General features: G+C 39.1%; 13 protein-coding genes. 12 read left to right on the forward strand and 1 reads right to left on the reverse strand.

Annotated elements, in window-relative coordinates; translation table 11 throughout:
• The first annotated feature begins 56 nt into the window (after positions 1-56).
• The 9 genes from KH109_RS06260 (at position 57) to trmFO (ending at position 9,863) form a co-directional block, all read left to right on the forward strand.
• On the forward strand, positions 57-443 hold the full coding sequence (locus KH109_RS06260; RefSeq protein WP_295216879.1) for a MarR family transcriptional regulator: 387 nt from the start codon (positions 57-59) through the stop codon (positions 441-443).
• 131 nt (positions 444-574) lie between these two features.
• Positions 575-916 carry a 50S ribosomal protein L19 gene (rplS, locus tag KH109_RS06265; protein ID WP_005377523.1) on the forward strand — a complete coding sequence of 114 codons (342 nt, stop codon included), beginning with the start codon at positions 575-577 and terminating at the stop codon, positions 914-916.
• A gap of 67 nt (positions 917-983) precedes the next feature.
• Positions 984-1,889 (forward strand): ribosome biogenesis GTPase YlqF, encoded by a 906-nt coding sequence (gene ylqF / locus KH109_RS06270; protein ID WP_009372039.1) that lies wholly within the window; start codon positions 984-986, stop codon positions 1,887-1,889.
• The gene (locus KH109_RS06275) at positions 1,882-2,679 is read left to right on the forward strand and encodes a ribonuclease HII (RefSeq protein WP_295216882.1); all 798 of its coding nucleotides are present in this window, start codon (positions 1,882-1,884) and stop codon (positions 2,677-2,679) included. The genes ylqF and KH109_RS06275 overlap by 8 nt, the downstream gene beginning before the upstream one ends.
• A 278-nt stretch (positions 2,680-2,957) precedes the next feature.
• The gene (locus KH109_RS06280; RefSeq protein WP_060924313.1) at positions 2,958-3,356 is read left to right on the forward strand and encodes a YraN family protein; all 399 of its coding nucleotides are present in this window, start codon (positions 2,958-2,960) and stop codon (positions 3,354-3,356) included.
• Between the two features lie 11 nt (positions 3,357-3,367).
• Positions 3,368-4,948 carry a YifB family Mg chelatase-like AAA ATPase gene (locus KH109_RS06285; protein WP_295216885.1) on the forward strand — a complete coding sequence of 527 codons (1,581 nt, stop codon included), beginning with the start codon at positions 3,368-3,370 and terminating at the stop codon, positions 4,946-4,948.
• Positions 4,949-4,956: 8 nt separating this feature from the next.
• Entirely contained in the window at positions 4,957-6,183 is a 1,227-nt protein-coding gene (dprA, locus tag KH109_RS06290) for a DNA-processing protein DprA (protein ID WP_295216888.1), read from the forward strand.
• Positions 6,173-8,554 carry a type I DNA topoisomerase gene (gene topA / locus KH109_RS06295; RefSeq protein ID WP_295216891.1) on the forward strand — a complete coding sequence of 794 codons (2,382 nt, stop codon included), beginning with the start codon at positions 6,173-6,175 and terminating at the stop codon, positions 8,552-8,554. Before dprA ends, topA begins: the two co-directional genes overlap by 11 nt.
• Positions 8,547-9,863 (forward strand): methylenetetrahydrofolate--tRNA-(uracil(54)-C(5))-methyltransferase (FADH(2)-oxidizing) TrmFO, encoded by a 1,317-nt coding sequence (gene trmFO, locus KH109_RS06300; protein WP_257846504.1) that lies wholly within the window; start codon positions 8,547-8,549, stop codon positions 9,861-9,863. The genes topA and trmFO overlap by 8 nt, the downstream gene beginning before the upstream one ends.
• A 114-nt stretch (positions 9,864-9,977) precedes the next feature.
• Here the strand turns inward: trmFO and lgt are convergent, their stop codons facing one another.
• Entirely contained in the window at positions 9,978-10,802 is an 825-nt protein-coding gene (lgt, locus tag KH109_RS06305; RefSeq protein WP_295216896.1) for a prolipoprotein diacylglyceryl transferase, read from the reverse strand.
• A gap of 152 nt (positions 10,803-10,954) precedes the next feature.
• On the opposite strand from lgt, the gene KH109_RS06310 reads away from it, so the two are divergent.
• From KH109_RS06310 to KH109_RS06320, 3 genes are all read left to right on the forward strand, one after another.
• Complete coding sequence (locus KH109_RS06310; protein WP_295216899.1) at positions 10,955-12,670, forward strand: glycosyl hydrolase family 18 protein; 1,716 nt, start codon at positions 10,955-10,957, stop codon at positions 12,668-12,670.
• A gap of 90 nt (positions 12,671-12,760) precedes the next feature.
• Positions 12,761-15,229 (forward strand): leucine--tRNA ligase, encoded by a 2,469-nt coding sequence (gene leuS, locus KH109_RS06315; protein WP_295216902.1) that lies wholly within the window; start codon positions 12,761-12,763, stop codon positions 15,227-15,229.
• Between the two features lie 76 nt (positions 15,230-15,305).
• Positions 15,306-15,785 carry a dCMP deaminase family protein gene (locus KH109_RS06320; RefSeq protein ID WP_009352594.1) on the forward strand — a complete coding sequence of 160 codons (480 nt, stop codon included), beginning with the start codon at positions 15,306-15,308 and terminating at the stop codon, positions 15,783-15,785.
• Positions 15,786-15,856: the final 71 nt, after the last annotated feature.

Below are 15,856 nucleotides of genomic sequence, written 5' to 3' on the forward strand. Positions count from 1 at the left end.
TTGAGACTATGGCGAATATCTTATAATATACAAAGTTGTATGAGGAGATAACTGTCATGAATCATGATGAATTATATAAAGCCTTATGTAAGGTGCCAAACGGTAAAGAAAAGTCTCGTGATAAAATAATTATAGAATTATATATGCGATCTGAAGGGGCATCTCAAAAACAATTAGTAGATGCTCTTAATATTCGTCCTGCTACAGTATCAGAGCAGACCGATATTCTTATTGAATTAGGGTATGTCACAAAGCACATAGATTATATGGATAAACGAATTTCCGTAGTAGGGCTCACTGAAGAGGGGAAACGATTAGGTAAGTCATTATTACATTCATATGACCAATTTCTTAATGTACTATTTTCTGATTTTTCTGATGATGAAAAAGATGATTTATACCGCTTGTTGGGTAAGTTAAAGCGCCCAATCTTAAGTAAATAATTAGTTTCTTAAAATTATATAGAAAATACTTGCGAACAGTACGTGATTTATGATACTATATTGCTGTTAATTTGAGACAGTCCGCTGCCTATAAGGTGTAGGTATTGAATGTCTGCAAACAGGAGGAAACAATGAACATTATTAACGTACTTGAACAAGAACAACTTCGTACAGACATCCCTACTTTCCGCGCTGGTGACACAGTTCGCGTACACGTAAAAGTAGTGGAAGGTTCTCGTGAACGTATCCAAGTATTCGAAGGTTTGGTAATTAAACGTCAAAACGGTGGCGTACGTGAAACTTTCACAGTTCGTCGTATTGCATCCGGTGTAGGTGTAGAACGTACATTCCCACTTCACAGCCCACGCTTAGCTAAAATCGAAGTTATGCGCCGTGGTGTTGTTCGTCGTGCTAAATTGTACTACTTACGTAACCTTACTGGTAAAGCTGCTCGTATTCGCGAAAAACGCTAATGTTCATAAAAGGCTGCCGTTGGCAGCCTTTTATTTTTGCTAAAATTTAGATATGAAAGGAGATACTATGGCAGATTCACCTATCGTACATTGGTTCCCTGGGCATATGGCGAAAGCCACACGTATGATTACGGAGTATATAAAAAAGGTAGATGTAGTTATTGAGTTACTAGATGCGCGTATTCCTCGCTCTAGTGCGAACCCTGTAATCACTGAACTCGTTGGTCAAAAACCTCATATCGTATTGTTAAATAAAGTAGATTTAGCAGATCCTAAAGCCACAAAGGAATGGACCGAATTCTTTACTAAACAAGGTATCACAGTATTGGCTATCGATTCTAAGTCTGGTAAGGGTAATAAGAAGTTAATATCTACGGTAGAGCGTTTAAGCAAGCCTATCATCGATCGCTGGGTAGCTAAAGGCATTCGTAGTCGTTCTGTACGTACTATCATTTTAGGTATTCCTAATGTGGGTAAATCTACATTGATTAACTCCTTAGCTGGCTCTGCAGCTACGCGTACAGCTAACAAAGCTGGTCATACACGTGGTCAACAATGGGTTAAGATCGGTAAAAACCTTGAACTACTTGATACACCAGGCGTATTATGGCCTAAATTAGAGGATCAACGCGCAGCGGCTCGCCTTGCTATGACTGGTGCTGTTTCTGATGATGTGTACGACTTAGAGCATGTAATGAAACAGCTATTAAATCATTTATTGACGAATACACCAAATATTTTGGTAGAACGTTATAAATTAAAAGAAGAAGAGATGACAGATGTGGATACGATTCTTGAAAGCATCGGTCGTCGTCGTGGTTGTCTCGTTAGTGGTGGCGTAGTAGACTTTGATAAAGCACGTCGTATTATCTTGCAAGACTACCGCAATACTAAATTAGGTACAATTACTCTCGATAAAGTTGATGAAGAACCATACTATCCTGAAAACGGTGAGGACACACAAAATGGATAAGGATGTTTTTTCTAAATTAAAGGTTGCAGACATTAAGGCGATCTTTGAAACTGAACAAGCCTTAGAGATTTTGCCATTGGCTCAAGAGGATACTCGAAGTTCCGTTCAAAAATTAGCGATTTCTTACATTAAACGTCAAGAAAAAGAGTTAAAAGAGCAGCAACGTCTCATGAGCATGTATGACTATGAAGGCATGTTCTACGATCAGGGTATGTATCATGTAGCTGGTGTCGATGAGGTAGGTCGTGGCCCTATTGCAGGACCTGTAACGGTAGCGGCCGTTATCTTGCCGCCTATGACTTTAATTCCAGGTCTTAATGACTCTAAAAAGCTAACAGAAGAAAAGCGTGAGGCCCTCTACGATATCATTATGAAAGAGGCTGTAGCAGTAAGCTGTATTTCCTACGGTCCAGAAAAGATTGATGAGCTCAATATCTACGAAGCAACACGCCAAGCTATGTATGAGGCGATTCGAACTCTCAGCGTACCCGCTGAAGCCGTAGTGGCTGATGCTATGAAATTGCCTGATTTGACGATTCCTGTAGAGTCCATAATTAAGGGCGATAGTAAAAGCGCTAATATTGCGGCTGCATCTATCATTGCAAAGGTTACGCGAGATCGATATATGAAGAGCCTTGATGATGAATACCCTGGTTACGGATTTGGTATTCATAAAGGCTATTATACGGAGTTACATAAAGAAGCTGTTGAACAACAAGGGGTAACACCACTACATCGCAAGAGCTTTGAACCTATTAAATCTATCGTTCGCTGGGTTAAGCCAGAGTAATTCGTAATAAATTTATTCTATGATTCGACTATTAAGTTAAGTTTAATATTTGTATTAATTGTAGTAGTTGTATCATTATAAATTGCATATAGTTCATAACCGTAAAGAGGTTCCTATTGGTCACCGATGTGACTATTAGGAACCTCTTTTGTATTTACTTTTATAGTCTCCATACTCTACGCTACAAGTAAGTGTTACCTGTTGAAAGTTTAGATCTAGATTGAGTGATAACTATTCTATAAGTTATTGTAGTTACTACACGTAAATAGGAGGTATATATGAAAACGATTAGTACGGGTAAAGCATTCAATGAACTCGATTCCAAGGAACTTGGGAAATGGGGTGAACGGGTAGCCATTAAATATATTGAAAAAATAGGTCTTACTGTAGTAGATACAAATTATCGAACTAGATTAGGTGAAATCGATATTATTGCTAAACGTGATTTAGTGTATCACTTTATTGAAATTAAAGCTCGTCGTGGAATGCAGCATGGATTGGCTCGAGAGGCAGTAACAAAGAAGAAACAAAAGCATATTAAACGGGCAGCCATGTTATTTTTGTATGATCTACATCAGAAAAGACGGCGTTGGAAAGAGTTATCCTTTGATGTAATCGAAGTGTACTTGCATGAAGACTTTCAAAGTTCCATTCATTATTTGCCGCAGTGCTTTTAGAGAGGTTACCTATGTATGCAAAACTTTATGGAGCCACCTTACATGGCATAGATGGTTGCATTATTACAGTAGAGGTAGACATATCTCAAGGCTTGCCTGTCTTTGATATCGTAGGTCTACCTAATCAATCCGTTAAGGAAGCTCGCGAACGTGTACGGGCAGCTATCAAAAATAGTGGCTATGACTTCCCTATGAGGCGTATCGTAGTCAATCTAGCACCTGCTACAATTCGTAAAAGTAGCGCAGGACTCGATTTAGCGATTGCTTTAGGGGTTCTCATTGCATCAGGGCAGATAAAGGGGCGTAAAGCGAAAATTTCAGCTTTATTGAATAGATGTCTATTTATGGGTGAGCTAGCCTTAGATGGTTCACTGCTACCGACCTTTGGAACCTTGGCGATGTCGTTAGCAGGGTTAGAAGCTGATTACTCCACTATATATACAAGCGTAGAAAATGGATATAATCTAAAAGCTATTCCTAATCTTACTATATATGGCGAGTCTTCATTACAAAATATTATTACCGTCTTAGAAGACCAGGTTAAATCTAAATCTATTTCAACTGCCAAAAAGGTAAAAATAGGGAAAAATCAAGATGAGATATTAACAGATACGATGGATAATAAAGATCATAATACTACGTATGATGTAGATTTTGGCGATGTACAAGGTCAAGAGCTTGGTAAACGGGCCATGCTCATTAGCGCTGCAGGACATCATCATTGTATTATGATAGGTCCGCCCGGTGGTGGTAAAACGATGATGGCCGAACGATTACCGACCATATTGCCACCCATGACTTGGAATGAAATGGTTGAGGTCAGTCGCATCCAAGATGTGATCGGTTTACTCGGTGATAAGGGACTCGTTAAAACTAGGCCTTTTAGGCATCCACATCATACGGCCACTTTAGCGAGTATGGTGGGCGGAGGTATACAAGGACGCCCTGGGGAGGTAACCCTTGCTCATGGAGGTGTTTTATTTATGGATGAAGCACCAGAGTTTCAGCGCCAAGTTATTGATGCCTTAAGGCAGCCCTTAGAGTCTCGAACAATTACTATCAATAGGTCTCAAGGCAATTATATGTATCCAGCTAATTTTATTTGTATATTGGCCGCCAATCCCTGTCCCTGTGGTTATTATCATGATCCTCATAGAGAATGCATATGTTCTGAAACGATGGTCAAAAACTATCAGCAACGGTTGTCAGGGCCTATTATGGACCGCATTGACTTACATATTCCCGTTGAAAGGCCTACACTAGAACAATTATTAGATCATTCGACGTCTACTATGACAAGTGAAAGCATGAGACAACAAGTTATTCTGGCAACTGCGTTGCAACAGAAACGTTATGAAAACTTAGAGTTTAACTGTAATGGGGCGGTACCTCATAAGGCCATAGGTGAGCTATGTAATATTACGGATAAGGCGTGGAGTGTATTAGGCAATATATTTGACCACTTTCATTTAAGTGGACGTGCCTTTGATCGCATATTAAAGGTGGCCCGTACGATAGCGGACCTTGAGGGAAATCCACAAGTGGAGCCTCATCACATTTCCGAGGCTATGTTGTTTAGAACAGGTAAATAGGTGTAAAGATGACTAGATACGATGATACTATTTATATTGCTGGCTTGCAAAGTTTATATAATGTGGGAGCCACACATGTACGGCGGTTCATAGAGGATTTTGGGTCGCCCTATGATGCATGGCAAGCCGTTAAGAAGGTTGAAAATTTAAAGCCTTATACACATATTCCTACTGCTGATAAACGTGCTATAGCATCATCGGCTAAGGATGAAAAGTTAGATTATATAATTCATAAAATAGACGAATATAAGATGGATTTTACTACCTTTTTAGATAAAGATTTTCCATCTATTTTGAATCATATCTATAATCCACCAGCTATATTGTTTATGCGCGGTAATAGAGCTCTATTAGATAAACGCTTAAATCGCATTGCTCTTGTAGGTGCACGGCGTTGTTCTTTGTATGGGCGGAATGTGGCGAGAATGTTAGGGAAAGAATTGGGTAAATACAGTACTATAATTGTGAGTGGCGGTGCTCGTGGTATTGATTCGCATGGTCATGAAGGCTTACTAGCAAGTCAGGGTTACGGTATTATTGTTATGGGATGTGGATTAGATATTGTATATCCTAGGGAAAATTCCAAATTATTTGATAGAGTTCTGGCTAATAATGGGTTACTCCTATCTGAATATCCTCCAGGTACACCGCCATCAGCTAAACATTTTCCTGCGCGAAACCGTATTATTAGTGGCCTAAGTCGAGGTGTAATCGTAGTAGAGGCTAAGGCTAGTAGTGGCTCTTTAATTACAGCAGATATGGCTGTTAGTGAAGGTCGAGATGTATTTGTAGTGCCTTGTAATTTATTGGATCATACAGCGGATGGTAATAAGTTTCTTATGCGCAATGGTGCTTATGTATTAACTGGATATGAGGATATTGTGGAACAATATCATTTAACCTTGCGAGATATGTTTAGTACTAAAGAAAAACTTTCACCATCAAATAAAGGAGATACAATGGGCGTAAAAGATAGTAATCAAATGTTGAATCATGGTCAGGGTGTTGATACACAAGGGCCCTCTATGTTAAGCTTTAATTTGGATAGGAGTCTAATCTTGAGCGAAATACCTCATGATCGTTGTATCACGGTTAGTGATATTTTGAAAGCGACCTCTATTCCATTACAACAACTGCAGCCCTTATTACTAGAGTTAGAAATGGAAGGGGCTATAGAACATCAACCGCCGAGAGGCTATATTAATATGACTAGGAGTGATATACTTGTCCATTAAACGATCAATCGTTATTGGCGAGCCAAAAGTAGCTAGTACTAGTAAAGAAACTAAAAAGAAAAGTACTAAGAAAGAGAGTACTACGATAAAGCGTAAGGTTGCTAAAGAAGCCCTTACTCCCATGGGAATCGTACGAGATAAATCTGTACTACAAACGTCCGTGCCACCAGAGCAACGGGAACCACGCGTTTATAATCCTGATGGAAAAGTATTGGTTATCGTAGAGTCTCCTGCTAAATCTAAAACAATTGAAAAATTCTTAGGTCCTAACTATGTTGTAAAGGCGAGTATGGGCCACTTACGAGATTTGCCAAAGTCTCAAATGGGCATCGATATCGAACATGATTTCACGCCCCGTTATAGCAATTTGGTAACTCGTAAAAAGGTTATTGATGAACTCGTTTCCTACGCCGATGAAAGCAGCGCCGTATTGCTCGCAACTGACCCTGACCGCGAAGGGGAAGCTATTTCTTGGCATTTAGCGTACATATTAAATGTAGATCCAACGTCTACATGTCGTATTACGTTCAATGAGATTACTAAAAATGCCGTAGCAGAGGCCTTAGAATCTCCACGTACTATCGATATGAACATGGTTGATGCCCAACAAGCACGCCGTGTATTGGACCGTATCGTAGGCTATAAATTGAGTCCTTTATTATGGAAAAAGGTTTGTAAAGGCCTCAGTGCAGGTCGTGTGCAATCCGTTGCAGTTCGACTTATCTGTGAAAGAGAGCGAGAAATTCAAGCTTTCGTGCCACAAGAATACTGGACTATTGAAGGCAATTTTGAAACGCCTAAAAAAGAGGCTTTCACAGCAGAATTGACTCATATTAAAGGTGAAAAAATCGATATTACTACTGAAAGTGAAGCGCAAGCCGTAGTAGATGCTATTGGCGGAGCCGATGCAGTAGTGACAAATATTGAAAAGCGCAAGCGTTCTCGTAAAGCGGCACCACCATTTACAACATCTACGTTGCAACAAGATGGTGTGCGTAAATTGAACTTTGGTGCGAAGCGTACCATGATGATTGCTCAACATCTTTACGAAGGTCTTGAAATCGGTTCTTATGGCCACGTAGGTTTAATTACGTACATGCGTACAGACTCTACGCGTATCTCTAAAGAGATGCAGGTCATGGCTAAGGACTATATTATTCGTAACTATGGTGACGATTATTATCCTTCTAAACCTAATATGTATGGTGCAAAAGGTTCTGCTCAAGATGCCCATGAAGCAATTCGCCCTACATCTTTAGAGTTAACACCTAAAATGGTAGAGCCCTTCTTGAGTCGTGATGAGCTTAAATTATACACATTGATTTGGAATCGTTTTATGGCGAGTCAAATGGCACCACAACAAAACGAATCTACAACTATTGAATTGACCGTTCAAAATGATTACACATTTAAAGCGACAGGCTCCCGCGTAATCTTCCCAGGTTTTAGTGCTGTTTATGAAGATGCGAAAAAAGAGGATGTTCCTCAATTGCCTGCCCTTAAAAAGAATGATGCAGCCCATACAGTAGAGGTATTGCCTGAACAACATTTCACGCAACCACCTCCACGTTACTCTGAGGCAAGCCTTATTAAAACGCTTGAAGAACTCGGTATTGGTCGTCCTAGTACGTATGCGCCAATTTTAGATACTATCGTTAGCCGTAACTATGTAGAAAATACAAATAAACAATTTGTTCCTACAGAGTTAGGCTTTGTAGTGGTAGACTTCTTGATAGCGTACTTTGAAAAAATCATCAATACTGGCTTTACACGAGACCTTGAAGAAGAGCTTGACGCTATTGCATCCGGTAAGGATACATATCTAAAGGTATTGTCTGATTTCTATGAAGTATTCGCTAAAGAGCTAGAAGATGCGAGCGATGTAGATCGCATTGAAATTGCATCTATGGAAAGTGATGAAACGTGCGAACTCTGTCATAGCCCTATGGTATATAAATTTGGTCGCTATGGTAAGTTCCTTGCATGTTCTAACTTCCCAGAATGTAAAAATACTAAACCTATTACGGTAGGGACTGGTGTAACTTGCCCTAAATGTAAGGAAGGGGAAATCGTAGAGCGTAAGTCTCGCCGTGGTCGTCTATTCTACGGCTGTAATCGATATCCACAATGTGACTTTACATTATGGGATAAACCAACCCATGATTTCTGTGAAACATGTGGTTCTATTATGGTTGAAAAGACATATAAAAATGGTACAACTAAAAAGTTCTGTTCCAATGAAACATGTCCAACTAGACCACCAAAGAAAACAAGAAAGAAAAAAAGCGAAGCTAGTGAAGAAACTGTAAAAGAATCTAAAGAATCTAAAAAGTCTAGCAAAGCTAAAAAAGAGGAAACAACTGTTGAATAATAAAAATGTTATTGTTATTGGTGCGGGCCTAGCAGGTTCTGAGGCGGCTTGGCAACTCGCTAATTGTGGCATTCATGTAGACTTATATGAAATGCGCCCCGTGAAGAGTTCTCCTGCGCATCAAACAGATCAATTTGCAGAGCTCGTATGTAGTAACTCCTTGCGAGCTGGCAATATTGAAAATGCGGTAGGTCTTTTAAAAGAAGAAATGCGTCGTTTAGGTTCCCTGATTATGGAATGTGCTGATGCGACTGCTGTACCTGCCGGTGGTGCCTTGGCCGTTGATCGTCATTTGTTTAGTGAAATGGTGACTGAGAAGGTAAAGGGACATCCTAATATTACAGTTCACAATGAAGAGGTAACTGACATACCTGCTGAAGGCACTGTTATCTTCGCTTCTGGTCCACTTACGTCTGAAGCATTAGGAGATAAGATTAAAGCCTTAACAGGTGAAACAGGCTTTTATTTCTACGATGCAGCAGCTCCTATTGTTACGGCAGAATCTTTAAATTACGACAAAGTATTTGCCGCATCTCGCTACGACAAGGGCGATGCAGATTACCTTAACTGTCCTATGACAGAAGAGGAATATAAAGAATTCTGGCATGAACTCACTACAGCTGAAGCTGTGCAACCAAAGGATTTTGAAAAGGAAATCTATTTTGAAGGTTGCATGCCTGTAGAAATCATGGCCAGCCGTGGGGAAGACACATTGCGTTATGGCCCACTTAAACCAGTTGGTTTAGTAGATAAACGGACTAATGAGGAATCTTATGCAGTAGTACAATTGCGTAAAGAGAATAAAGAAGGCACCATGTTTAACTTGGTAGGCTTCCAAACTCATTTAAAATGGGGCGAACAAAAGCGTGTATTTGGTATGATTCCAGGTCTAGAAAGTGCTGAATTCGTTCGTTATGGCGTTATGCATCGCAATACATATATTAACTCTCCTGAGTTGTTAAACCATGCATTCCAACTTCAAAAAGAACCACGTCTATTCTTCGCTGGTCAAATGACAGGCGTAGAAGGGTATTTAGAATCTGCTGCTAGTGGTCTTATGGTAGGTCTTCAAGTAGAACGTTATTTAGAGGAACGCTCATTTATTGATTTCCCTAAAACTACGGCAATCGGCTCCCTTAGCCACTATATTTCTAACTACGAAGGGTCTAACTTCCAACCGATGAATGTCAACTTTGGCATCATGGATCCATGGCCTCAAAAAGTACGTAAGAAAAAAGAGAAAAATGCACTCATTGCTAATCGAGCATTAGAAGAACTGGATGCATTAAAAGGTAAAGAAAATTTATAAGATAAGTTATTTACGTATTGATTTAGCTTGTTAGGTCAATCGTAAATTATGACTTACATAAAAAATCCTTCATTCACATACCTAGGAATGAAGGATTTTTTATTATTTACTGTTTTATTTACGTTTTTTAGTTTTAACTGTAGGCTCTGTAGCAACAATTAATTTTTGATTTTTCTTTTCTAGATAGCCTAGATAGATAAATACACAGATACCAATGATGATGACAATCAAGCTAGTCATTTGAGCAGATTTTAAGCCTAGTGTTAAGTTTACATAGTCACCGCGCAAAAATTCAAGGAAGAATCTAGCCGTAGAATAGAGAATCGCATAAAGCACGAATACTTGACCTTTAGCATGTTTAAAGGAGCTAAATAATAGGAGGGCTACAAAGATAAGAACATCGATTTGACCTTCCCAGATTTCGGCTGGCCATAATGGTTGATTGCCGTAGGTGCGATGTGCTAACGTGCTTTCAGGGTAGAGAATGCCAAAATTACCGCCCGTAGGATGACCAAAGGCATCGCCATTTAAGAGATTTGCCATACGGCCTACAGATTGTGCCAAAATCAATGCTGGTGCAAATAAATCGGCAAAAGCCCAAAAGTCGATATTATTTTTACGTAAGTACCAATAGCCTGCAATGGTGCCAAGAACGACACCGCCTTGAATGGCCATGCCACCTTGCCATACAAAGGGGATTTCTAGTAAATGATTGCCATAGTACTGCCAATCAAAGAAGAACACATCCCATAATCTGGCACCAATGAGACCTGCTACGGCAACAGTAATGGAAAAGTCGATGATATGTTCATGCCAACCTCGTCCGTCTTTTTTTAATAAAAAATAGGCAACAGAGGCACCACAGATGATAGCTAAGGCTAACATGGCACCATAGGCTCTTATAGGGAAGTCCCCTATAAAAAATAGATATTGATGCATATAAAACTCCTTTTGTAATAACTTGTATTGTATAAGGTAAATTATAAATTACATGTACCCTTCATGCAACAACTGAGATGAATTCTATATAATATGGTATAATATAGAGATTAAAATTGTATCCCCTTATGGGGCTAGAGTTAGGAGAGTTCATGATTCGTAAATCTACTATTTTAAAATCTTTAACAGCTTTGGTAATGTCTGCATTATCTAGTACTGCAGTACAAGCTGAGGTATTGGTTCCCATTGACCAATTCTTAGCAAATACAACGCGTCATTACGAAGCTAATCAATATAAAACATCCTATACAGTGTATGTACCTCAAACAGAGTTACAAGGAAATGCTATTGTTTTAAATCCTGCTGCTGTTGGGGAACCTGTAAAATTGCCCACAACTAGCAAAAATGGCATGACCTATGTCGATATTGAGTCTGATCCAGCTATGCTTGGTGTGAGCTATACAAAGGTCAATGGTCAATTAACATTAGGTCCTGCACCACAAGCTTCTACGGTAAAAGCTCCGTATACAATGCAAACACCATTGTCTTGGGCGTTTGATCCATGGCCAACACAGGGAACTCCGTATCAAGCAAAACTTAATGCTAGCGGTGATAATATCATTTCTCCAAGCTGGTTTAAATTGCATAGCCTTGGCCTCGAAGCAAGTCCTAATGTAAGTATTGATTATGTTAACGATTATAAGAGTAAAGGTTACCACGTATGGCCTTTGATTACGAATCGATTCGACCCTGGCTTTACAAGTGGTATCTTAGCAGATCAATCTGTATGGAAAAAATATGCTCATAACCTCGTGCAATATGCTTATATTTACGGCTTTGATGGGTATAACTTTGACTTTGAAAATATTGATTATGCCGACCGTGATCGTTTAACAGCGTTTGTAGCGTATTTATCTAACCATTTACATCAATACAATATTAAAACATCCATTGATGTAACTGGTTATTCTGATAGCCCAGAATGGTCCTTAGTATATAACCGCAGTGCCTTTGCTAATTCCGTAGACTATGTAGTTCTCATGGCGTATGACGAAACATGGGCTAAGAGTACGACAGCAGGTCCTGTAGCAAGTTATCCATGGGTTCGCAATCATACAGAAAAAATGCTTTCTGAAGTGCCATCCCAAAAACTAGTACTAGGTGTGCCATTCTATATGCGCTTATGGCATGATACAAATGGCTATGCTAAAGGCGAAACATTGGCTATGAAAAATACGGGCAATTATTTTGCAAACTACAAGGATAAAATGACATGGGATGATAGATTAAAATTATATTATTTATCTATCCCCACTGGATCTGGTTCTGATCGTATTTGGTTTGAAGATAATACATCTTTAGGTTTGAAGCTAGATCTCGTAAAAGAGTTACAACTTGGTGGTTTTGCTGCATGGCGTAAAGGCTTTGAAGACGAATCCACTATTGCTATGATTCAAGAAAAAGACTTAGGACGTGGTATTCCAAAATCCGCTACTGTAGTTACTCCTGAACCTGTAGTAGAAGAAACAAAACCATTAACTAAGCTAGAACAATATAAATTACGCCTAGAGGAAAAAGAAAAGGCAAAAGCCGCTAAGGCAGAAGCGAAACGCAAGGCTAAAGAGGAAAAAGAATTAGCTAAACGCAAAGCTAAAGAAGAAGCTGAACAAGCAAAAGCTGAGAAAAAACGCCAAGCCGAAGAAGCTAAAGCAGAGAAAAAGCGTTTAGAGGAAGAGGCTAAAGCGCAAAAGGAACGTGATGCACAAGAGGTAAAGGAGAGAAAAGCTTCTAACAAGAATCACGGTTCTGTTCAAAATACAACTACTGAAAATGAATTAACAAAATCTATACAAGTAGTAAAACGCTAGTGTTTGACTGCTTTTACTTGAAGTAGTAAAATAAAAATATTGATTATAAAACGGCAACTAATGAGGTTGACTATATGAGGAGGCCCCTACATGAATGAAAAATATGTAGCCCAAGATATTGAGAAAAAGTGGCAAAAGTACTGGGACGATAACCATACTTTTAAAACAGAATATGATGAATCTAAAGAAAAATATTATGTATTAGAAATGTTCCCGTACCCATCTGGTAACTTACACATGGGTCACGTGCGTAACTATTCCATCGGTGACGTAGTAGCTCGTTTCAAAAAAATGAAGGGCTTCAACGTGTTGCATCCAATGGGCTGGGACTCCTTTGGTATGCCTGCAGAAAATGCGGCTATCAAACATGGCATTGCACCTAAAACATGGACATTGGACAACATCGAGAACATGAAATTGCAACAAAAAGCACTTGGTTTGTCCTACGACTGGGACCGCGAAGTAGCAACTTGCAAAGAAGATTATTACAAATGGACGCAATGGTTCTTCCAACAGTTCTATAAAAAAGGCTTAGCATATAAAAAAGAAGCTAAAGTAAACTGGTGTGAAACATGCCATACTGTATTGGCAAACGAACAAGTTATTGATGGTGCTTGTTGGCGCTGTGATAACCCAGTTGAGAAAAAAGATTTGTCTCAATGGTTCTTGCGTATTACAGAATATGCTGATCGCTTGTTAACTGATTTAGACACTCTTGATCACTGGCCACAACGTGTTAAATTGATGCAAAAGAACTGGATTGGTCGCTCTGAAGGTACAGAATTCTCCTTTGAAGTACCATCCATTAATGAACGCGTATCTGTGTATACTACACGTGTTGATACAATTTACGGCGTAAGCTATGTAGTATTGGCTCCTGAACATCCATATGTAGAACGCCTTATTGAAAATGCTCCTAATAAAGCTGAACTAGAAGCTTTCATTACGCGTATGCGCAATATGAGCGATATCGACCGTACATCTACAGATGCACCAAAAGAAGGTATGTTTACTGGTTCCTATGCAGTAAACCCTATGTCTGGTGAACAAGTTCCAGTTTGGATTGCAAACTATGTATTAGTAGACTACGGTACAGGCGCTGTAATGGGTTCCCCTGCACATGATGAACGTGACTGGGAATTTGCTCATAAATACGATTTGCCAATTAAACAAGTTGTAGCTCGGGAAGGCGAAGAATATAGCCTTGAAAAATGGCAAGAATGGTACCATGAAGATGGCATTCTAGTTAACTCTGATGATTATAACGGCCAAACATCTGAAGAGGCTCGTAAAAATATTACAGCTGCTCTTAATGAACGCGGTATTGGTGAAGGTAAGGTAAACTTCCGTCTTCGTGACTGGTTGATTTCTCGTCAACGTTACTGGGGCGTGCCAATTCCTGTCGTATATTGTGAAAAATGTGGTGAACAACTCGTTCCTGAAGAAGAATTGCCAGTACGCTTGCCAGAGGATGTTAAATTTGAATCTGGTGCCGTATCTCCATTGGCTACATCTGAAAGCTTCTTAAATACTACATGTCCTAAATGTGGTGGTCCTGCACGTCGTGAGACAGATACAATGGACACATTTATCGATTCCTCTTGGTACTTCTTGCGCTATACAGATGCTAAAAATGACCAAGCTCCATTCGATAAAAAAATTGCTAATTACTGGATGAACGTTGACCAATATATCGGTGGTATTGAACATGCGATCTTGCACTTGTTATACTCTCGATTCTTTGTGAAAGTTATTCATGATTTAGGCCTTATCGAAGCTAACGAACCATTCCGTGGTTTGTTAACACAAGGTATGGTTCTTAAAGAAGGCAGCAAGATGTCTAAATCCAAAGGTAATGTAGTTTCTCCTGAAGAAATTATCAATACTTATGGCGCAGACACTGCCCGTTTGTTCATTCTCTTTGCGGCTCCTGTAGATCGTGACCTCGATTGGTCTGACCAAGGTGTTGAAGGCTCTTATCGTTTCTTAGGTCGTGTATGGCGTATCGTTGATGCATACAACGAAGAAGGTAAGAAAAATGTAACTGGTGAACTTACAAAAGACGAATTCGCTTTGCGTCGCGAATTGCACCGTGTTATCAAAAAGGTAACAGAAGACCTCGATAACAACTTTAACTTCAATACAGCCATTTCTGCCATCATGGAACTTGTAAATGCTATGTATGCTCATAAGGATAAAGCTGAAACAATTAATAGCACTTTGGCTAATGAATTGACTCATTCTTTATTACTTCTTTTAGCACCATTCGTTCCTCATATGACAGAAGAATTGTGGCATGAATTGGGTGAAACTACATCTATCCACACTGAAAACTGGCCTGTATACGAAGAATCTGCTCTTGTAGTAGATGAAGTAGAAGTAGTATTACAAGTAAATGGTAAAGTTCGTGATAAACTTACTGTTTCCGTAAATATTACGAAAGAAGAATTAGAAACATTGGCTAAAGAATCTAGTCGTGTTCAAGAGTTTACAGAAGGTAAAAATATTGTAAAAGTTATTTACGTACCAGGTAAACTTGTCAATATCGTTGTTAAATAACGATATTCTATTCGTTTAATACAGTAAGCCCCCAACTACATAGGTAGAAGGGGGCTTATTTTATAGTGAGGTAATTATGGCAAAACGTAGCGATTATATTTCTTGGGATGAATACTTCATGGGCGTTGCCATTTTAGCGGCACAACGTTCTAAAGATCCTAATACACAAGTAGGTGCCTGCATCGTAAGCAATGATAATAAAATTTTATCTATCGGTTACAATGGTATGCCTTTAAACTGTAGTGATGATGATTTCACGTGGGAACGCGATACAGCAGACGATAATAAATATTTCTATACTGTACATAGCGAACTCAATGCAATCCTAAATTATCGTGGAGGTTCCCTAGAGGGCTCTAAGATTTATGTCACATTATTCCCTTGTAATGAATGTGCTAAAGCCATCATTCAAAGTGGTATTAAGGCTGTTATCTACCGAGATGATCTTTACAAAGATACAAAAGAGGTTAAGGCATCTAAACGAATGCTAAAAACAGCAGGTGTAGAAATTATCGAATATAAACCTACGGGACGGACTTTACATATTACCGTATGATAAAGTATAAAACAATATTATTACAAGAAAAGCTCTTATCTATTAATAATGGATAAGAGCTTTTTCTGTAT

It is taken from the genome of Veillonella sp. (genome assembly GCF_018381775.1).
Classification (GTDB): Bacteria; Bacillota; Negativicutes; order Veillonellales; family Veillonellaceae; genus Veillonella.